The sequence below is a fragment of the Bradyrhizobium sp. Cp5.3 genome (assembly GCF_000426265.1).
In the GTDB taxonomy this organism is placed as follows: Bacteria; Pseudomonadota; Alphaproteobacteria; order Rhizobiales; family Xanthobacteraceae; genus Bradyrhizobium; species Bradyrhizobium neotropicale.
Map to the genome: position 1 here is coordinate 150,648 of NZ_AUFA01000013.1, position 18,001 is coordinate 168,648.

The following is an 18,001-nucleotide window of genomic DNA, read 5'->3' on the forward strand; positions in this document are numbered from 1 at the left end:
GCGACCTGGGGAAAGAGTATGGGTAAGCGGGCCAAACGTGGAAAGGCGGAGACGCTCGCACTACCAATGACCGCGAGAGTCGCACTTGGCGTCGTGGCTGTCGCCGCAGCGGGGTACGGTTTGCTGGATCACCCGGCGAGCGTGCAACCGGCACGGAAGCCGTCCGCACCCCAGGCCCAGGCGTCGTCAACGCCGGTTTACGTGGCAACTTCAGTTCGTGCAGCAGCGGCAGCACCGGCTCCTGCTCCGGCTGCGATCCCAGCCCCCGCGCCTCTGGTCGAACCACCAAAAGCCGCTGACGGTCCCGGAGCACTTGTCCGGCAGGTGGTTGACTATGCCAGCCACCAGGCGCCGGGCACCGTGATCATCGATACCAAGAACACATTCCTCTATTTGGTCCTGAACGACACGCAAGCGATGCGCTACGGCATCGGTGTCGGCCGCGAAGGTTTCACTTGGTCCGGTGAACAGACTGTGGCCCGCAAGACAGAATGGCCGGATTGGCGTCCGCCTGCAGAGATGGTTGTGCGTCAGCCTTATCTGCCGCGGTTCATGGCGGGCGGTCCGACCAACCCGCTCGGCGCCCGGGCGATGTATCTGGGCGAGACCGAATATAGAATTCACGGCACCAACAAGCCCGATACGATCGGGAAGCGGGTTTCGTCCGGCTGTATCCGGCTGACCAATGAGGACGTCGTGGACCTCTACGACCGGGTGAAGGTCGGGGCGAAGGTGATCGTGCTTCCGGCAACCGTTGCTCGTCGACCATCCCAGGGAGCGCCGTCCGACGCCGCTTTCCGGTCGCCGGACCCGACGTCGCCGGCGAACCGGCTCTCGGCAGCGAACGCGCAGATGCTGTCATCCGGACCGAGGATCGCCGAGGTCAAGTAACTCGGTGCTCCGTGCCTGGTCTGCGTCCCAATTCCGTCCGTCCCTATCGCTAGGGACAGACGCCGGCTGCGGAGTTCGCTAGTCTGGCCTGAAGCATACGAGCATCAGGGGAGGCTGTCTTGAGCACCGCGCCGCGCATCGACATCGACCCGCCCTCGTTCTGGGCCGATCCCTATCCGATGCTCGCAAAAATGCGGAAGGAAGCGCCGATCGCCTTCGTGCCGCAGCTCGGCTCGACGCTTCTGGCGAGCCGCGACGATATCTCGATCTCCGAGAAGCAGATCGACGTGTTCTCCTCGCACCAGCCGCAGGGACTCATGAACAAGCTCATGGGCCACAATATGATGCGCAAGGACGGCGAGGCGCACCAGGTCGAACGGCGGGCGGCGTTTCCGACGGTGTCGCCGAGGACGGTGAAGGCGCACTGGACAGCGCAGTTCCAGGCCCATGCCGACCGCATCATCGACACGATCGAGCCGGGCGCGCGGATCGATTTCATGCGTGACTTCGCGCTGCCCTTCTCGGGCGAATGCCTGAAGTCGATCACCGGTCTCACCAATATCGGCTTCGGCGAGATGGATGCCTGGTCGCAAGCCATGATCGACGGCATCGCCAATTACGCGGGCGATCCCGCGGTTGAGGCGCGCTGCCATGCTGCGACTGCCGGCATCGATGCTGTCATCGACGACATGCTGCCGGTGATGCGCAAGAACCCCGACCAGAGCCTGCTTGGCGTCCTCCTCGCCTCCGGCATGCCGATGGAGAGCGTGCGTGCCAACGTCAAGCTCGCGATCTCGGGCGGCCAGAACGAGCCGCGCAAGGCCATTGCGGGCACGTTGTGGGCGCTTCTGACCCATCCCGAGCAGCTCGATCTCGTGCGCAAGGGCGAGGTGTCCTGGCTCCAGGCGTTCGAGGAATATGCCCGCTGGATCTCGCCGATCGGCATGTCGCCGCGGCGGATCGCAAAGCCATGGACCATCCGCGACGTCTCGTTCGAGCTTGATGAGCGCGTGTTCCTGATGTTCGGCTCGGCCAACCGCGACGAGAATCATTTTGAGCGCGCCGACCAGTTCGACGTGCGACGCGATGTGAGCAAGAGCGTCGCCTTCGGCGCCGGCCCGCATTTCTGCGCCGGCGCCTGGGCCTCGCGCGCCATGATCGCCGAGGTCGCGCTGCCGACCGTGTTCGCGCGCGCCAGCAGGATCGAGATCGTCGACGACGAGCCGGTGCGGATCGGTGGCTGGGCTTTTCGCGGGCTGCTCAATCTGCCGGTGAGATGGCTGAGCTAGGTCCGGAAAGGGTCCTACCCATTCCACGCGCGGCCATGATGGCATCGTGCCCCTGTTTTGCCCGACGGGTCAAGCCGATTCGGAAAATAAGCAGGCCTTCGCGGTGGCCAGCGGCTACTTTGCATGGGGTTGTTTTCGATATTTTTGTCGTCGGGTGACGAGAGCCTCGGGCTGAGCCGGGCTCGTCCTGATTTTCGGTGGGCTCATCACGCACTGTTGCGACGCGCGCGACCGTCACATTTGTGTGCGGAAAAAATCTCCCTGCATTCGCCTGACCGTTTGAAAGATTAATCATGCGCGTCGCACGCGCGACAGTGCGCGCATCGCTATTTTTCCGCGCGTCTCGACACCTCCGGCAGGCCGCACCATCATTCCTGCAACGGGAATGAATGGACGGCCGCATGCGGCCGGGAGCTTGGAATGCAACGTCGGGACTTCTTGAGACTCTCTGCCGGCGCGGCCGCGCTGACGGCGCTGTCGCCGCGCGGCTTCGCGCAAAGCGCCGTGAAGGAAATTCGTATCGGCTATCAGAAGAACGGCGTGCTGGTCATCACGCGCCAGCAGGCTGCGCTGGAAAAACATTTCGCCCCGCAGGGCATCGAGGTGAAATGGGTCGAATTCTCCTCGGGCCCGCCGATGATGGAGGCGATGAATGTCGGCAGCGTCGACTATGGCGCGGTCGGCGATTCTCCGCCGGTGTTCGCCCAGGCCGCGGGCGCCGCGATCGTCTACGCCGCGGGCCAGCCCATCACCAACGGCCAGGGCATTCTGGTCCCGAAGGATTCGCCGATCCACTCGATCGCTGAGCTGAAAGGCAAGCGCATCGGCTTCACCAAGGGCTCCAGCGCCCACAACATCGTTGTGCAGACGCTGGAGAAGGCCGGCCTCACCTATGCCGACATCACTCCCGTTTATCTGACGCCGCCGGATGCAGGCCCTGCATTTGCCAATGGCAGCATCGAGGCCTGGGCGATCTGGGATCCGTATTTCGCGATCGGCGAGACCAAGCAGAACGGCCGCATCCTGATCGACGCGCGCGAGGTCACCAAGACGAATTCCTTCTACATCGCCAACCGCGATTTCGCGAAGAACCACGGGCCGATCCTGCAACAGATCGTCGACGTGACCACTGCGACCGCGAGATGGGCCGAACAGCACCGCGACGAGGTCGCAAGATCGCTGGCCGCAGTCACCGGCATTCCCTTGGACATCCAGACCATCGCCGCGAACCGCTCGGCCTTCGTGGTCGGCCCTGTCACCGACGACATCGTCGCGACCCAGCAGGGCGTCGCCGACCGCTTCTACAAGCTCGGCCTGATCCCGAAGCCGATCGTCATCCGCGATATCGTCTGGCGCAGCACGGCGACCTGATCGTGCCGACCAATCTTCCCATTGCAAAAGGTTTGAACATGAGGCGCATCATTCAACGCGTGATCGCGGCCATCGTGCTGTCGATCGGCATCGTCGCGGCCGCGGTCGGGACATCCTACGGCCAGGACAAGGTCGTCCGCATCGGCTACCAGAAATACGGCAAGCTGGTGCTGTTGAAGAGCAAGGGCACGCTGGAGCCGAAGCTCGCGGCCGACGGCTACAAGGTGGTATGGACCGAATTCCCGTCGGGGCCGCCGCTACTCGAAGCGCTCAATGTCGGCGCTATCGATTTCGGCAACACCGGCGAGGCGCCGCCGATCTTCGCGCAGGCCGCCGGTGCGCCGATCCAGTATGTCGCCTATGAGCCGCCGGCGCCGAAGGGCGAGGCGATCCTGGTGCCGAAGGACAGTCCGCTGAAATCGGTGGCCGACCTCAGGGGCAGGAAGGTCGCGCTGAACAAGGGCTCGAACGTTCATTATCTTCTGGTGAAGGCGCTGAAGCAGGCGGGCGTCAAATATTCCGACATCGAGCCGGTGTTCCTGGCGCCGGCCGATGCGCGCGCCGCTTTCGAGCGCGGCGCGGTCGATGCCTGGGTGATCTGGGATCCGTTCCAGGCGGCGGCGGAGGCCGCCACCGGCGCGCGCACGCTCGCCGACGGCAGTAACATCGTGTCGAACTACCAGTTCTATTTCTCCTCGAAGAAGTTTCTCGAGGTCAACCCGAAACTCGTCGACGCCGTGCTCGCCGAGCTGAGCGCGGTCGACGATTGGGCCAAGGGCGACATCCATGCGGTCGCCGAGCAGCTCGCGCCGTCGATCGGATTGTCGGTGCCCGTGGTCGAGGTGGCGCTCAGGCGTCAGGCCTACGGCATCAAGCCGATCACCGATGCGGTGATCGCCGATCAGCAGCAGGTTGCCGACGCGTTCTTCGCGCTCAACCTGATTCCGAAAGCAATCAAGATTTCCGACGTGGCGCGGAGGCCAGGTTCATGAGCAAGCAAGCGAACGCCAACATCCTCTGGTTCCTGCCGACCCACGGCGACGGCCGCTATCTCGGCACCGCCACCGGCGGCCGCGAGGTCAACTTCAACTATTTGCGCCAGATCGCGCAGGCCGCCGACCAGCTCGGCTATTTCGGCGTGCTGCTTCCGACCGGGCGAAGCTGCGAGGATTCCTGGATCGTCGCCTCCAGCGTCGCGCCCTTCACCGAGCGCCTGCGCTATCTCGTGGCGGTGAGGCCCGGCCTGCAATCGCCGAGCGTCGCAGCGCGTATGACGGCGACGCTCGATCGCATCACGAACGGCCGGCTCCTCATCAACGTCGTCACCGGCGGCGATCCCGTCGAGAACAAGGGCGACGGCATCTTCCTCGGCCATGACGAGCGCTACGAGGTCACCCGCGAGTTCCTGAACGTCTACAGCGACCTGCTCGCGGGCAAGACGGTAAATGTCGAAGGCAAGCACATCCGCATCGAGGACGGTAAGCTGCTGTTCCACCCCGTGCAGTCGCCGCGGCCGCCGCTCTATTTCGGCGGCTCATCGGATGCCGGCATCGACGTCGCCGTCGATACCGTCGACAAGTATCTCACCTGGGGCGAGCCACCGGCGCAGGTTGCCGAGAAGATCGCGAAGGTGAGGGCGGTCGCAGCCGCGCGAGGTCGCAAGCTGTCCTTTGGTATCCGTCTTCACGTCATCGTTCGCGAGACAAATGAAGCGGCGTGGCGAGCCGCCAACGAGCTGATCAAGCATGTCAGCGACGAGACCATCGCGGCCGCACAGAAGAACTTTGCCCGCATGGACTCGGTCGGCCAGCAGCGCATGGCGCAGCTGCACGGCGGCAAGCGCGACAAGCTCGAGATCAGTCCCAACCTCTGGGCCGGTGTCGGTCTCGTGCGCGGCGGCGCCGGAACGGCCCTGGTCGGTGACGCCCAGACGGTCGCGGCGCGCATTCGGGAGTATCAGGACATCGGCATCGATACCTTCATCATGTCGGGCTACCCGCATCTCGAAGAAGCCTACCGTTTCGCCGAGCTGGTCTTCCCGCTGCTCTCGCTAGCGCATGGCAGCAACGTGACGCGGCTTCATCCCAACAACGGTCCGTTCGGCGAGACCGTCGGCAACGATTACCGCCCGCACCAACAGGCATCGCAATCATGAGCCTTATCGACAGCATCTCCCTTCCGTGCAGCGTCCGCCTGCCGCGCGTCGACGGCCTGATCCAGTGGATCGTGCCGCTCGCCATCATCGCGATCTGGCAGCTCGCGAGCGTTACCGGCTTCGTGCCGACGCGGGTGCTGCCGGCGCCGAGCGACGTGGTGCTCGCGGGGTGGAAGCTGCTGCTTTCCGGCGAGCTCGTCCGCAACATCTGGGTCTCGTTCTGGCGCGCCTCTATCGGCTTCCTGATCGGCGGCAGCATCGGCTTCGCCTTCGGCCTTGCCAATGGCCTGTCGCAGCTCTCGGCAAAGCTCACCGACACCACGCTGCAGATGGTGCGCAACGTGCCGCATCTGGCGCTGATCCCGCTTGTCATCCTCTGGTTCGGCATCGACGAGAGCGCGAAGCTCTTTCTCGTGGCGCTCGGGGTGTTCTTCCCGATCTACCTCAATACGCTGCACGGCATCCGCACCGTCGATCCCCAGCTCATCGAGATGGGCCGCATTTACGGCATGACCGACGGCGAATTGTTCCGCCGGGTGATCTTCCCGGGCGCGCTGCCCTCGATCTTCGTCGGCATCCGCTTCGCGCTCGGCATTATGTGGCTGACGCTGATCGTCGCCGAGACCATCGCGGCCTCCTCGGGCCTCGGCTATATGGCGATGCAGGCGCGCGAGTTCATGCTGATCGATGTCGTCGTGCTGTCGATCCTGATCTACGCCCTGCTCGGCAAGCTCGCCGACAGCGCCTCCCGCGTGCTGGAGCGCCTGACGCTCGCATGGCACCCCGCCTTTCAGAAACGTTGAGAGTGACATGAAAACGGCTCTTCGCACTTCCCTTCCCGAAACCGAGCTCGCAAGCCGCGCCAATTTCGCGCCGCATGCCCGCGTTGTGCGCGAGGAGCGCCCGGTTCACACCAGCGGCCCGCCGCTCAGCATTCGGGGTCTGCGCAAGTCGTTCGGCGACAATGAAGTGCTGCGCGGCATCGACCTGCACATTCCCGCCGGCCAGTTCGTCGCGATCGTGGGAAAGAGCGGCTGCGGCAAGAGCACGCTGCTGCGCCTCATCGCGGGCCTGGAAAAGATCGACGCCGGCAGCATCAGCTTCGGCGGCGAGATCCAGCCCGAGGACATTCGTGTGATGTTCCAGGAGCCGCGGCTGTTGCCCTGGGCGCGCGTGCTCGCCAATGTCGAGGTCGGCCTTGGCCGCGATCGCGCCTCCGGTGACGCGCACGCGCGTGCCGAGAAGGCGCTTGCCGAGGTCGGGCTTGCCGACAAGCGCGAGCAATGGCCCTCGGTGCTCTCGGGCGGACAGAAGCAGCGCGTGGCGCTGGCGAGGGCTCTGGTCTCGCGTCCGCGCGTGCTCGCTTTCGACGAGCCGCTCGGCGCGCTCGATGCGCTCACCCGCATCTCGATGCAGCGGCTTTTGGAGCGCGTCTGGCGCGATCAGGGCTTTACAGCGATCCTGGTCACCCACGACGTCGCCGAGGCGGTCGCGCTGGCGGACCGGGTGCTGGTCATCGAGGAGGGCCGTATCGCCCATGATGTCTTGGTTAACGCAGCCCGGCCACGCCAGCGCGGCTCGGTCGAGCTTGCGGGCCTCGAAGGCTCGATCCTGAGCCACCTTTTGTCGGCGGACGATCGTACCTAAATAAGGGAGGACCCCGCTTCGGGGAGCACGCCATGAATGTAGTCCCCCGCGATCTCATGACTGAAATTGTCGTCTCGTCTGCCGATTTCCGCGGCGCCATGCGCCACCTCACCGGCGGCGTCAGCGTCATCACCGCCGGACGGGGCAAGGACATCACCGGCATGACGGTGACCTCGGTGACCTCGCTCACGGTCGATCCACCGACGCTGCTCGTCAGCATCAATCGCGACGCATCCTCGTTCCCGCTGATCCGGCGTCACGGCGCCTTCGGCGTCAGCATCCTCAATGCCGACCAGCTCGACATCGCCGAGCGCTTTGCCGGCAAGGGTGGCCTGAAGGGAGCCGATCGCTTTGCGGGTGCCCAATGGGTGACGGGTGTCTCGGGCGTTCCGCTACTCGCCGACGCGCTATCGGCCTTCGATTGCGAGGTCGAGGAGATCCTCGAACGTCACTCGCACGGCATCGTCATCGGCCGGGTGCGGCAGATCAGGAGCTCGACCCGCAGCGCCGCGCTGGCCTATTGGCACGGTCAATATGTGGCGGTCGATCAGGACGAAGACGCGGCAAAGCTCGCGGACGTCAGTGTTCCCTCGCGCAGCCGGCGCGGCATTTGATCGCCGGAGCGAGGCTGGTCTTTTCCCCGTCATCGCTCTAGAAGCGCTCCCTTGAGCCTTCCCGCCGGGAGGCATTGGAGCAAAACGATGAAGCGCGTGGCGACCTGGGCCTTCTACGCCGTCGGCGCGCTGGCGATCGCCTATCTCGCGCTCTACGCCTATGCAACCTTCCGCGGCGAGCCCATCATTCCCGGCGACCCCATCCACATCTTCCGCAAGCCGGACGCGCCGAACTATTCGTGAGATCTCGTAGGGTGGGCAAAGGCGCATTTGCGCCGTGCCCACCATCTCTCGGAAATTGCCATAGCTGTGGTGGGCACGCTTCGCTTTGCCCACCCTACGGGACTATCCCCGCAATATCGCCAGCGCGAGCGCCTGCGCGCGCGGGACGATGCTGTCGAGCTCGAGATATTCCTCCGGCGTGTGCGCAAGCCCGCCCACCGGTCCGAGGCCGCAGATGGTCGGCGTGCCGACCGCCGCCGTGAAGCCGGAATCGGCGCAGCCGCCAGAGAACTCGCCCTGCAGCGTGGTGAGGCCGACGTCTCTTGCCGCTGCCTGGTAGCCCTCGAACAGCGCCTTGGAGTCCTCGCTCTGCACGGCCGGCAGGAATTCGCCCTTGATCGTCAGCACAGCGCTGGTGCCGGGCACGTAGGGCGTCGCCATGATCCGCTCGATCTCGGCCATCACGCTGGCACGATCCGCCGGGTTGATGTAGCGCAGATCGATCTGGCCTTCCGCGTAAGGCGCCGTTGTGTTGACGGACTGGCCACCGGAGACCAGCCCGACATTGAGCGTGATACCCTTGGTGAGATCGGTCAGCGCGTGGATCTGCACGATCTTGTGCGCGAGCTCGCCGATCGCGCTGACGCCGGCGGCGAAATTGGCGCCGGAATGCGCGGCTTTGCCGGTGATGCCGAAATGCATGAAGATTCCGCCCTTGCGGCTGGTCACGATGTTACCGGTCGGGCGGCCCGGCTCGGAATTGTAGACCGCACGCGCGGCGCGCCCTTCGCGCTCGATCACCGGGCGCGACGAGGGCGAGGCGATCTCCTCGTCCGAGGTGATCAGCACCTTGATCGGATGCGGATTGCCGCCGAATTTCTGGAAGGCTGCGGCGACGAACACGTTCATGACGAGGCCGGACTTCATGTCGGCGACGCCGGGGCCGTAGGCGCGCTTGTCCCGAATCGTGAATGGGCGCCGCCCGGCCTCGCCCTTGGAGAAGACCGTGTCGCGATGGCCCATCAACAGCACCGGCTTCTCGTTGCTGCCGGGCTTGGCGACCTCTGCATGGATCGCATCGCCGAACGTACCGTGGGCTTCCCGCCAGGCGGAAATGCCGTGCTCGGAAAGATGCCGCTCGAACCGCGCGCCGACCGCATCGACGCCTTCCTTGTCGTAGGATCCGGAGTCGATATTCACGACCTCGCTGAGCAGATCGATCATCGCCTGCCGCTGCGACGCCAGCCATTCCGTGATTTGGGTCTCTGCCATGGTCCCTCGCGTGGTTGCTCTGCCGCGCTTATAGGGCCTGAGCCGATCTTGACATAGCCGCAGCTACGCTGGCCGGCCATGAGCGCAGCGGGGGAGCTTACCGCCTGTTCGCGAGCCGACTCAGCCCGTGCCGCCTCCGCGACCGTGCGTCGCCTGCTGTCTCGCATCCGTCGGGGTCATCCCGAAGCGGCGGCGGAACGAGCGGGTAAAGTAGGGAAGATCGCCGAAACCGCAGCGCAGCGCGATGTCGCCGATGGCGTTGTCGGCAAAGGCCGGGTCGGTCAGCATCCGTCGCGCATCGAGCAGCCGGTGCTCGATGACATATTCGGTGAACGTCGTCCCCTCGCTCTCGAACAGCTTCTGGATGTAGCGCGACGTCACGCCGTGACGCAGCGCCAGCGCGCCGATGGAAAGATCGTCGCGACCGAGCGCCTTGCCGATGTCGACCTTGATCGCGGTCAGCCGCGCTGCGCGCAAGCCGCGGCGGCTCGCGACATGCTCACCGTCGCGCGTGCCGCCGATGGCGAGCGTCACCAGATCCTGGAGATGGGTGGCGAAGGCCTGGCCGAGGCCGGGTGAATCGAGCGTGATCGTCTCCGCCGATTGGACGTAGGAGATCAAGAGACGCAGCGCATCGGTCTGTGGCAGCGGCCGGCACAACACGGCTTCGGGGTCGCCGGCGAGCGCTGCGATGGCCTGGCGCGGCGCGCTGACCACCAGCGCGCGCGAGGGCCCCGGATAAAGGCCTTCGACCTCCTCGCCGCTGGAGATCAGGATCGCTTCGCGAGCCTGGACCACGGTCTCGCGGCCGAGCTGCCGGTACTCCGCGATCCCGGTGAGATTGATGATGAGATTCAGGTTGTCGTTGCCGTCGGCGATCTCGACGCTCGTGCGCCGCGTGTAGAAGCCGCTGCAGGCGGTCGACGCCAGCGACAGGCTTCCGAGCTGCCGCAACGTGGCGTGCTGGGAGAACGCTTCGCTGCCAACCGTCCTGAGCTGCGAGCGGATGATGTAGCGCCCGAACACGTCGCTCCAGATCGCGATGCGGTCGCGCTCTGGCAATGCGTCGGTCGAGAATTTCAGAAAGCTCTGCATGAGAGATCGGTTTCCAAGTGCGGCGGCATCGCCGCCTCCCGTCGAATAGTTGCGTCAGTGTCGACGGCGGTTCGAATGCTTTGGCACAAGGCACCGGAGTTCGCAGCAACGGCGAAGCAAGCTTTCGCTTCACGACAAAACTTGTTCGCAGGTCGACAATTCGGGCGGCGCGACGCTGTTGCGGGACTGCATCGCCGGCAACAAACGGACGCAAATTCGCGTGCGTGCAAGCGTGGCTTCGCTTCGGGACAAACGGATGTGCGTCACTTGCGCTAGCTGTCGATCAATCGTGGCGAGTCACGTTGCTGCGGAGCGTGCACGTACGAATGCGACGGGGTTAGGCCACGCCTGGCGTCGCTCGCGAGGAAGGGTTGAGCAGATGAAATGGTCCCTCAAGGCAATTGCCACGACTGCCGCGCTTGTCGTCGTCGCCGCATCGGGGGCGCAGGCGCAGACGGTGACAGGACCGGGCGGCACGAGTCCTGCCGCGAGCGCCGAGGATGTATTTAACAACGAAGTTGTAGTTGGAACGGGCAGCAAGGCAACCGCTATTGGAGCGACGGCAATCGGACGTGCCAGCGCGGCTGGCGCTGTAGCGACCGCGGTTGGCGTATTTAGTTCCGCACAGGGACTCGACTCGATTGCCGTGGGTGACCACAGCTCGGCCGCGGGCAACAACTCCACTGCAACGGGCTCGAGCAGTAACGCTTCAGGAACCGGCGCTTCGGCCTACGGCTACCGAAGCTCAGCACTCTCCGCGGGCGATATAGCCAGTGGCGCCAATGCGACGGCCGGCACATTGACGGGCAATGGCGGTAATATTGCGATCGGCTCGGATTCCGGCACGGTTGATGGCGCGGCGACGCCCGCCTCTACGACCGCCAACGGCGGCAATACGGTCGCGATCGGAACGGCGGCCCGGTCGAACGGCGGTAATTCGTCGGCGATGGGCGCTTACAGCATCGCCTCCGGTGCCAGCAGTTCGGCCTACGGCTACCAGGCCATCGCCGGAGGCACGAACGCGACCGCCATCGGCGTGGGGGCCGCGGCTGGCGCAAGCAACAGTACGGCGATCGGTGCGAACGCCTCGGTCGGCGGTACAAACGGCACCGCGATTGGTAGCGGCGCGACGGCGGGCTTCCTGAATTCGACCGCCATCGGCAATGGCGCCGCCGCGTCCGCCAACAACCAGGTGGCCGTCGGCACGGCGGCGAACACCTACAAGCTAGCGGGCCTCACCTCGGCGGCAAGCTCTGCTGCGCAGACCGGCCCGGTCTCGGTGGTGACGACGGACGCGGCAGGGCATCTTGCCGCGTCGAACGTCACGCTTCCGAATGTTTCGGGATTGCAGTCCCAGGTCGATTCGCTGCAATCCAGCGTCGGCGTGCTGCAATCGCAAATGAAGCAGTCCTTCGAAGGCGCCGCGATCGCGATCTCCATGGGGGCCACCGCATTGCCCTCCGACAAGCGCTTTGCGATCTCGACCAATTGGGGCAATTTCCGTGGCCAGAACGCCGGCAGCGTCGTCGCGCAGATGCGCGTCAACGACTATGCGGTGATCAACCTCGGCGTCGGTGCCGGCTTCGCGCAGGGCGGCGTCGGCAGCAGGGCAGGCGTGACCTTCGCGTGGTGAGACGCAGGCTGCCTTTTCGCTGTGCGCGGTTGCTCGCGACGCTGGCGCTAGTCGCCTCGTGTGGTCTCGCGCGAGCCGAGACGCCGGCGCCGAAGCCCGCGCAAATCGATCGCAACGGCGTCTTGATCCTGATCCGCACCGCGCTGATCGCGCTCGATCAGGCCAACAAGACCGGCAACTACACCGTGCTGCGCGAGCTCGGTGCGCCGGGCTTCCAGAGCAACACCCCGGAGCGCCTGGCGGAGATATTTGCAAAGCAGCGCAACGATCATCTCGACATCTCAGGCGTCACTGCGATCGATCCGCAGCTCACCATGCTGCCGCAGATCGAGGCCAGCGGCATGATGCACATGGCCGGGTTCTTTCCATCGGTGCCGCAGCAGATCAGCTTCGAGCTGCTCTATGCCCCCGTGAACGGGCAATGGCGTCTGTTCGGCATCTCGGTCTCGCTGGGATCTCCGGTGCCCGCCGCGCCCATGGCATCCAACCTGCCGGCCGCCAATCCGCCTGCCGGGACCAAGTCCACCGCCCCCGCGGCCGGCCAGAAGGCGCAGGTGCCGACCACGGCGCGGCCCCAATAGCCAAGAGGTCTTGGAGCAGCGTGGATCACCAAGGAGTTTGTTCCGATGTCCGAGTTGTTTCAGCCGCATCCTCCAGCAGAGTGAGTCGCAATCGTGTCGCCGTTTCCCGTTAATAGGACCGCGATCTTCATCGATGGCGCCAATCTGCACGCGACGGCCAGGGCGCTCGGCTTCGATATCGACTACAGACGCCTGCTCGACGAATTCAAGCGGAGCGGCAATCTGGTGCGCGCATTTTACTACACCGCGATCGCCGAGTATCGTGAGCATGTCCCGCTTCGCCCCCTGATCGATCGGTTGAATTATGACGGCTACACCGTCGTCACCAAGGCGACCAGAGAGATCATCGACGCCAGCGGCCGCCGCAAGATCAAGGGCAGCATGGATGTCGAGCTCGCGGTCGACGCGATGGAGCTCGCCGCATACATCGACGAGATGGTGCTGTTCTCGGGCGACGGCGTTCTTCGCTCGCTGGTCGAGGCGGTGCAGCGGCGTGGCGTCCGCGTCACCGTGGTCTCGACACGTCGTCCGCCCATGATCGCGGAGGAGCTACGCCGCCGGGCCGACGCCTTCATCGAGTTGATGGAGCTGCGAGAGTTGCTCGGCCGCGACCAGTCGGCGCGCTCACCAGCGAGGCTGAAACCTCCGTAGACCCGCCGGTTGGCTCAGGATCGCTCGCGGTGCGCCCTTGCGTCCGTCGGCGTCATGCCGAAGCGGCGACGGAAGGAGCGGCTGAAATGCGGCATGTCGCCGTAGCCGCAGCGCAGTGCGATATCGCCGATGGCGTGGTCGGAAAACCGAGGATCGCCAAGCATGCGCCGCGCTTCCGCCAGCCGTCGTTCGACGACGTATTCGGTGAAGGTGGTGCCTTCGCTCTCGAACAGTTTTTGCACGTAGCGCGGCGTCACGCCATGGCGCAATGCCACCGTGACCACCGACAGGTCGGCGCGGCCGAAGAGCTTCCTGACGTCGAGCTTGATGGCGGCAAGCCTTGCGGCGCGCAGGCTCCGGCCGCGCGCGAGCTCCGCCCCATCACCGGTCGCGCCGATCGCCAGTGCCATCAGGTCCTGGATGTGCGTGGTGACGACTCGAGAGAGGCCGGGGGTGTCGAGCGCCAGTTGATCGACCGACCGGATGTACGAGAGCAGTAGATGTAGCGTGTCGGAAGATGGCAATCGACGGCACAATGCGGACTCCGCGTTTTTCATCAATCCCGAGATGACATTGCGCGGAACGCCGATCACGACATACCGGGTGGCGTCGGGATAGACGCAACTTCCCTCCTCGCCGTTCGACATCAGGACTGCGTCGTTTGCGCCGATCTCGGTCTCGCGACCAAGCTGACGAAACCCTGACTTACCCATCGTGTTGACGATCAACGCAAGATCATCATTTCCGTCAGCGACCAATCGCCGATTGCGTGTCGCGCGGAACGCGACCGAACTTCCCGAAATCAGTGACAACCCTGCCACGCTTCGCAGCGTCGCCGTTTGCGAATAGTGAAGGGGATCCACCGGCTCGAACTGGGTCTTTGCGATATGATGCCCGAACACCTCACTCCAGACCGCAAGACGGTCACGCGCCGGGAGCGCGTCGGTTGAAAATCTCAACAATTGCTGCATGCGAACGGTTCTGCGAGGCGCGCGTCGACTGGTCGCAGTGTGCCGCAAGAGCGTTCGATAAATCCATCTGAATCTGATCCGGGCGATATCGGGGGCGCCTCGAGGCGGGGGCACAGAGCCAAGTTGTGCGTCATAAGACAAGCAATGTTCGCCTAAGGACAAGCGTTCGGTCCGCCCGGGTGTTGCCGGAATGCATCTTGCGCGGGTGAACAGGGGATTGTTCGTCCCTGTGCAAACGGCGTTTCGCCTGGGATCAAACGCATCCGGGAGGCAGCGGCTATCTCTGTGAGCGATGAGCAATCCGCTCGATTCCGTGAAATGAGCTTACATCGGTGCGTCCTCCTTTTCTTTCCCTCATGAGATCGTTCGCGACGAGCCTGCGGCTCGGCATCTCGCTCCTCCTCGTCGGCGGCATGGCCGCCGCATCGGCTGCCGATCTCGCGCCGACGCCCTATGTGAAGGCGCCGATCGCACCAAGCCCGGGCTATGATTGGACCGGGTTCTATGCCGGCGTGAATCTGGGGTATGGCGCCGCGTCCGACCCAATGGAGTTGTCGTCTTTCCCGGGTAGTAGCCAGCGACTCGTGATTGGGTCTGCGGGTGCGTTGGGTGGCGCCCAGCTTGGCTATAACTTCCAGGCAGGAGGCTGGGTCCTGGGGGTCGAAGGCGACATCCAGGCAAGTGGGTTGAGGCAATCGCCGATTTGCGTCTCGACGTGCGGTTCGACCAATATCTTCCTCGCGACCCAAGAGCTTTCCTGGTTGGCCACCGTTCGCGGTCGTCTGGGTTATAGCCTCGGACCAGCTCTGCTCTACGCTACCGGCGGCGCCGCCTTCGCCCGCGTCAAGACATCGCTCAGTTCGGCCTTGGACCCGTTTCCAATGGTGGTAGGCAATTTCAGCGAGACCAAGGCCGGGTGGACGACCGGCGGCGGCATGGAAGCGGCTCTCGGTGGGCATTGGAGCGCCAGGATCGAGTACCTCTATGCGGACCTTGGTCGGATGAGCTATTCGCTTGCCAACCCCGCTCCTGCGCCCGCTCCGACCAGGGATTTCTCAACCGACGTTCGAGAGCACGTATTCCGCGTTGGGTTGAACTACCTCATGAACGACGTCCCGCATGGCCCTTATGCCAGCCTTGCAAACGCTTATGCCATGGCGCCGACCCCGGCTAGCTGGACTGGTTTCTATCTGGGCGGCAATATCGGCTTTGGGGTGGGGAGCGGCCTGGGTGCTTACGGCGAGGGGGGCGAAGACGCCGACCAGACGACCTTTGCGCCGCGCTCCCTGAACGGCGGAGTTCAGGCTGGCTTGAATTGGCAGGCGGAGAACCTTGTTCTTGGCGTCGAGGCAGACTTCCAGCTCAATGATCAGCGTCGGGCCGGCTGCGTGTTCTGCGATCCCCTTGGGCAGCTCGATTTCGATGCCGCTCTGCTCTGGTTTGCCACATTCCGCGGCCGCGCGGGTTACGCGATGGGCCCGGTTCTCATCTACGGCACCGGCGGTGCTGCGTTGGGCCGTGTGGACACCAGCTATCTCGACGAATTCTTCGGTCGTGCACTCGCGTCGGGACACTTCAGCGATACCAAATCCGGCTGGACTGCAGGTGCCGGTATTGAAGCGGCGTTGTCAGGCCGCTGGACGGCGAAAGCCGAATACCTCTATCTCGATCTTGGTCGCGTAGCGCACGATGTGCCGCCGACGGTGCCGGGCGGTAACGTGGAGCAATTTTGGACCACCATCCACGATCACATCTTCCGCGTTGGTTTGAACTACAAGGTCGCTCCGTGACACACATGGCATGGAATCGATCCCGGCGGCGGTTGCGACGGCCGGGATGGAGAGGCGCGCTATCGCTGGCGGCGGGCATTCGTGTCGATTGCCGACGTCGCCATTTCCCATGACGGCAAGCGCCCGACGCACGTGTGGCGCAGTTGTCGCGTGGGCCTCCCTACCAGGGACAGCATGGTGCTCGAGAACTGCTATTTCTCGTCCAATCCCTGGGTGCGCGAGCGGTGATGGCGCTCGATTTCGCCAGGACGACACTGAGAGTGCGGCGGCTGCATTACCGTCGGCTGCCAAAATGAAAATGCCCGGGACCTGGTCCCGGGCATTCGCATCCTTCGGCGCTCGTGTACCCGCCTACGCCCCCATCGCCGGCATGCGCGGATATTCGCCGGGGGTACCGGCGGGCGGGATCGGGATGCCGCCGTCGGCGTATTCGTTGAGCTTGTTGCGCAGCGTGCGGATCGAGATGCCGAGAATGTTGGCGGCGTGGGTGCGGTTGCCGAGGCAGTGCTTCAGCGTCTCCAGGATCAGGTCGCGCTCGACGTCGGCGACAGTGCGTCCCACCAGCGCCCGCGTGACCTGCTCGGCGGCCATGGTGGCGTGCGCCACCGCTGGTGCGGTTTTGGCGATGTCGAGGCGATCGCCGTCCGGGGTGATGATGGCCTCGGGCCCGATCTCGTCGCCCTGCGCCATCAGCACGGCGCGATGCATGGTGTTTTCGAGCTCGCGGACGTTGCCCTGCCAGCGGTTGGTGGAGAGCACCCGGCGCGCTTCCGCGGAGATGGGACGCAGCGGCACGCCGTTGGCGTCGGCATACTTCTTCACGAAATGCTGGGCGAGCTCGAGAATGTCGGCGGGGCGCTCGCGCAGCGGCGGGATCTTCAGGTTCACGACGTTGAGCCGGAACAGGAGGTCCTCGCGGAAGGTTCCTTCGCGCACGGCTTCGGCCAGGTTGCGGTTCGAGGTCGCGATGATGCGGATGTCGACCGGCACTGGCCGGGTGCCGCCGACGCGGTCGATCACGCGTTCCTGGATCGCGCGCAGCAGCTTCGATTGCAGGCGCACGTCCATCTCGGAGATTTCGTCGAGCAGCAGCGTGCCGCCGGTCGCCTCCTCGAATTTGCCGATGCGGCGGGCGACCGCGCCGGTGAAGGCGCCCTTCTCGTGGCCGAACAGCTCGGACTCCAGCAGATGCTCGGGGATCGCGGCGCAGTTGATCGAGATGAACGGGCGCTTGGCGCGCGCCGAGCGCGCATGGACATAGCGGGCCAGCACTTCCTTGCCGGTGCCGGATTCGCCGGTGATCATCACCGAGGCGTCCGAGCCCGCGATCTGCTGCGCCAGCTTGATCACCTTCGCCATGGCGTCGTCGCGATAGACCAGCTCGCGGGAATCGTTGGCGACGGCGGCGAGCACCGCGGCGATCAGCTCGGGCTCCGGCGGCAGCGGGATGTATTCCTTGGCGCCGGCATGGATCGCGGCGACCGCGGCGCGGGCATCGTTGGTGATGCCGCAGGCGACGATCGGGGCGTGGATGTGCTCTGCTTCCAGCCGCATCACGAGGTCGCGGATGTCGAGGGCGACATCGACCAGCAGGAGGTCGGCGCCCTTGCCGCCGCGCAGGACCCGCATCGCCTGCTCGTGATCCTCGGCGTGGGTCACGGTGGCGCCGTTCTCCATCGCGATCTTGGTGGCGGTGGTGAGCTGGCCCTTCAGTGTGCCAACGATGAGAAGCCGCATGTCAGTCTCCTGTCCGTCTGGTCGCGCTGCCGCGCGCTATTCCCTGGGATTGCGCCATGATCCGGAAAAGTGCGAAGCGGTT

General features: G+C 64.9%; 17 protein-coding genes. 13 read left to right on the forward strand and 4 right to left on the reverse strand.

The genetic code is table 11. From position 1 onward, the window contains the following. Positions 1-18 precede the first annotated feature (18 nt). From K289_RS0120865 to K289_RS51650, 9 genes are all read left to right on the forward strand, one after another. On the forward strand, positions 19-891 hold the full coding sequence (locus K289_RS0120865; protein WP_027553317.1) for a L,D-transpeptidase: 873 nt from the start codon (positions 19-21) through the stop codon (positions 889-891). Between the two features lie 119 nt (positions 892-1,010). After that, positions 1,011-2,180, forward strand: coding sequence for a cytochrome P450 (locus tag K289_RS0120870; RefSeq protein ID WP_027553318.1), 1,170 nt, complete (start codon positions 1,011-1,013; stop codon positions 2,178-2,180). Positions 2,181-2,600: 420 nt separating this feature from the next. After that, positions 2,601-3,551 carry a sulfonate ABC transporter substrate-binding protein gene (locus tag K289_RS0120875; protein WP_027553319.1) on the forward strand — a complete coding sequence of 317 codons (951 nt, stop codon included), beginning with the start codon at positions 2,601-2,603 and terminating at the stop codon, positions 3,549-3,551. 38 nt (positions 3,552-3,589) lie between these two features. Continuing rightward, entirely contained in the window at positions 3,590-4,543 is a 954-nt protein-coding gene (locus tag K289_RS0120880) for a sulfonate ABC transporter substrate-binding protein (protein ID WP_027553320.1), read from the forward strand. Next, a complete protein-coding gene (ssuD, locus tag K289_RS0120885) occupies positions 4,540-5,706 on the forward strand; it encodes an FMNH2-dependent alkanesulfonate monooxygenase (RefSeq protein WP_027553321.1) in 1,167 nt (388 codons plus the stop codon). Before K289_RS0120880 ends, ssuD begins: the two co-directional genes overlap by 4 nt. Next, positions 5,703-6,509, forward strand: coding sequence for an aliphatic sulfonate ABC transporter permease SsuC (gene ssuC, locus K289_RS0120890; RefSeq protein WP_027553322.1), 807 nt, complete (start codon positions 5,703-5,705; stop codon positions 6,507-6,509). The genes ssuD and ssuC overlap by 4 nt, the downstream gene beginning before the upstream one ends. 7 nt (positions 6,510-6,516) lie before the next feature. Continuing rightward, a complete protein-coding gene (locus tag K289_RS0120895; RefSeq protein ID WP_027553323.1) occupies positions 6,517-7,353 on the forward strand; it encodes an ATP-binding cassette domain-containing protein in 837 nt (278 codons plus the stop codon). Between the two features lie 32 nt (positions 7,354-7,385). Then, a complete protein-coding gene (locus K289_RS0120900; protein WP_027553324.1) occupies positions 7,386-7,967 on the forward strand; it encodes a flavin reductase family protein in 582 nt (193 codons plus the stop codon). An 87-nt stretch (positions 7,968-8,054) separates the two neighbouring features. After that, positions 8,055-8,210 (forward strand): hypothetical protein, encoded by a 156-nt coding sequence (locus K289_RS51650; protein WP_027553325.1) that lies wholly within the window; start codon positions 8,055-8,057, stop codon positions 8,208-8,210. A gap of 102 nt (positions 8,211-8,312) precedes the next feature. Here the strand turns inward: K289_RS51650 and K289_RS0120910 are convergent, their stop codons facing one another. Both K289_RS0120910 and K289_RS44780 read right to left on the reverse strand, forming a co-directional pair. Then, the gene (locus K289_RS0120910; RefSeq protein ID WP_027553326.1) at positions 8,313-9,461 is read right to left on the reverse strand and encodes a M20 family metallopeptidase; all 1,149 of its coding nucleotides are present in this window, start codon (positions 9,459-9,461) and stop codon (positions 8,313-8,315) included. A 120-nt stretch (positions 9,462-9,581) separates the two neighbouring features. Beyond that, the gene (locus K289_RS44780) at positions 9,582-10,556 is read right to left on the reverse strand and encodes an AraC family transcriptional regulator (protein WP_051310699.1); all 975 of its coding nucleotides are present in this window, start codon (positions 10,554-10,556) and stop codon (positions 9,582-9,584) included. 379 nt (positions 10,557-10,935) lie between these two features. On the opposite strand from K289_RS44780, the gene K289_RS50590 reads away from it, so the two are divergent. The 3 genes from K289_RS50590 (at position 10,936) to K289_RS44790 (ending at position 13,421) form a co-directional block, all read left to right on the forward strand. After that, positions 10,936-12,189, forward strand: a complete 1,254-nt coding sequence (locus K289_RS50590; protein ID WP_371260841.1) for a YadA-like family protein — start codon at positions 10,936-10,938, stop codon at positions 12,187-12,189. Continuing rightward, complete coding sequence (locus tag K289_RS44785; protein ID WP_371260842.1) at positions 12,183-12,770, forward strand: hypothetical protein; 588 nt, start codon at positions 12,183-12,185, stop codon at positions 12,768-12,770. The genes K289_RS50590 and K289_RS44785 overlap by 7 nt, the downstream gene beginning before the upstream one ends. 93 nt (positions 12,771-12,863) lie before the next feature. Next, positions 12,864-13,421: an NYN domain-containing protein gene (locus tag K289_RS44790; RefSeq protein ID WP_051310702.1), complete on the forward strand. Its 558-nt coding sequence runs from the start codon at positions 12,864-12,866 to the stop codon at positions 13,419-13,421. Positions 13,422-13,435: 14 nt separating this feature from the next. Here the strand turns inward: K289_RS44790 and K289_RS0120935 are convergent, their stop codons facing one another. Beyond that, positions 13,436-14,380: an AraC family transcriptional regulator gene (locus tag K289_RS0120935; protein ID WP_198024746.1), complete on the reverse strand. Its 945-nt coding sequence runs from the start codon at positions 14,378-14,380 to the stop codon at positions 13,436-13,438. 344 nt (positions 14,381-14,724) lie between these two features. Here K289_RS0120935 and K289_RS0120940 point away from each other — a divergent pair, with 344 nt between their 5' ends. Beyond that, complete coding sequence (locus tag K289_RS0120940) at positions 14,725-16,182, forward strand: outer membrane protein (RefSeq protein WP_156918084.1); 1,458 nt, start codon at positions 14,725-14,727, stop codon at positions 16,180-16,182. 351 nt (positions 16,183-16,533) lie between these two features. Here K289_RS0120940 and K289_RS0120945 read toward each other — a convergent pair whose 3' ends face one another. Next, positions 16,534-17,919 (reverse strand): sigma-54-dependent Fis family transcriptional regulator, encoded by a 1,386-nt coding sequence (locus tag K289_RS0120945; RefSeq protein WP_027553330.1) that lies wholly within the window; start codon positions 17,917-17,919, stop codon positions 16,534-16,536. Between the last annotated feature and the right edge of the window lie 82 nt (positions 17,920-18,001).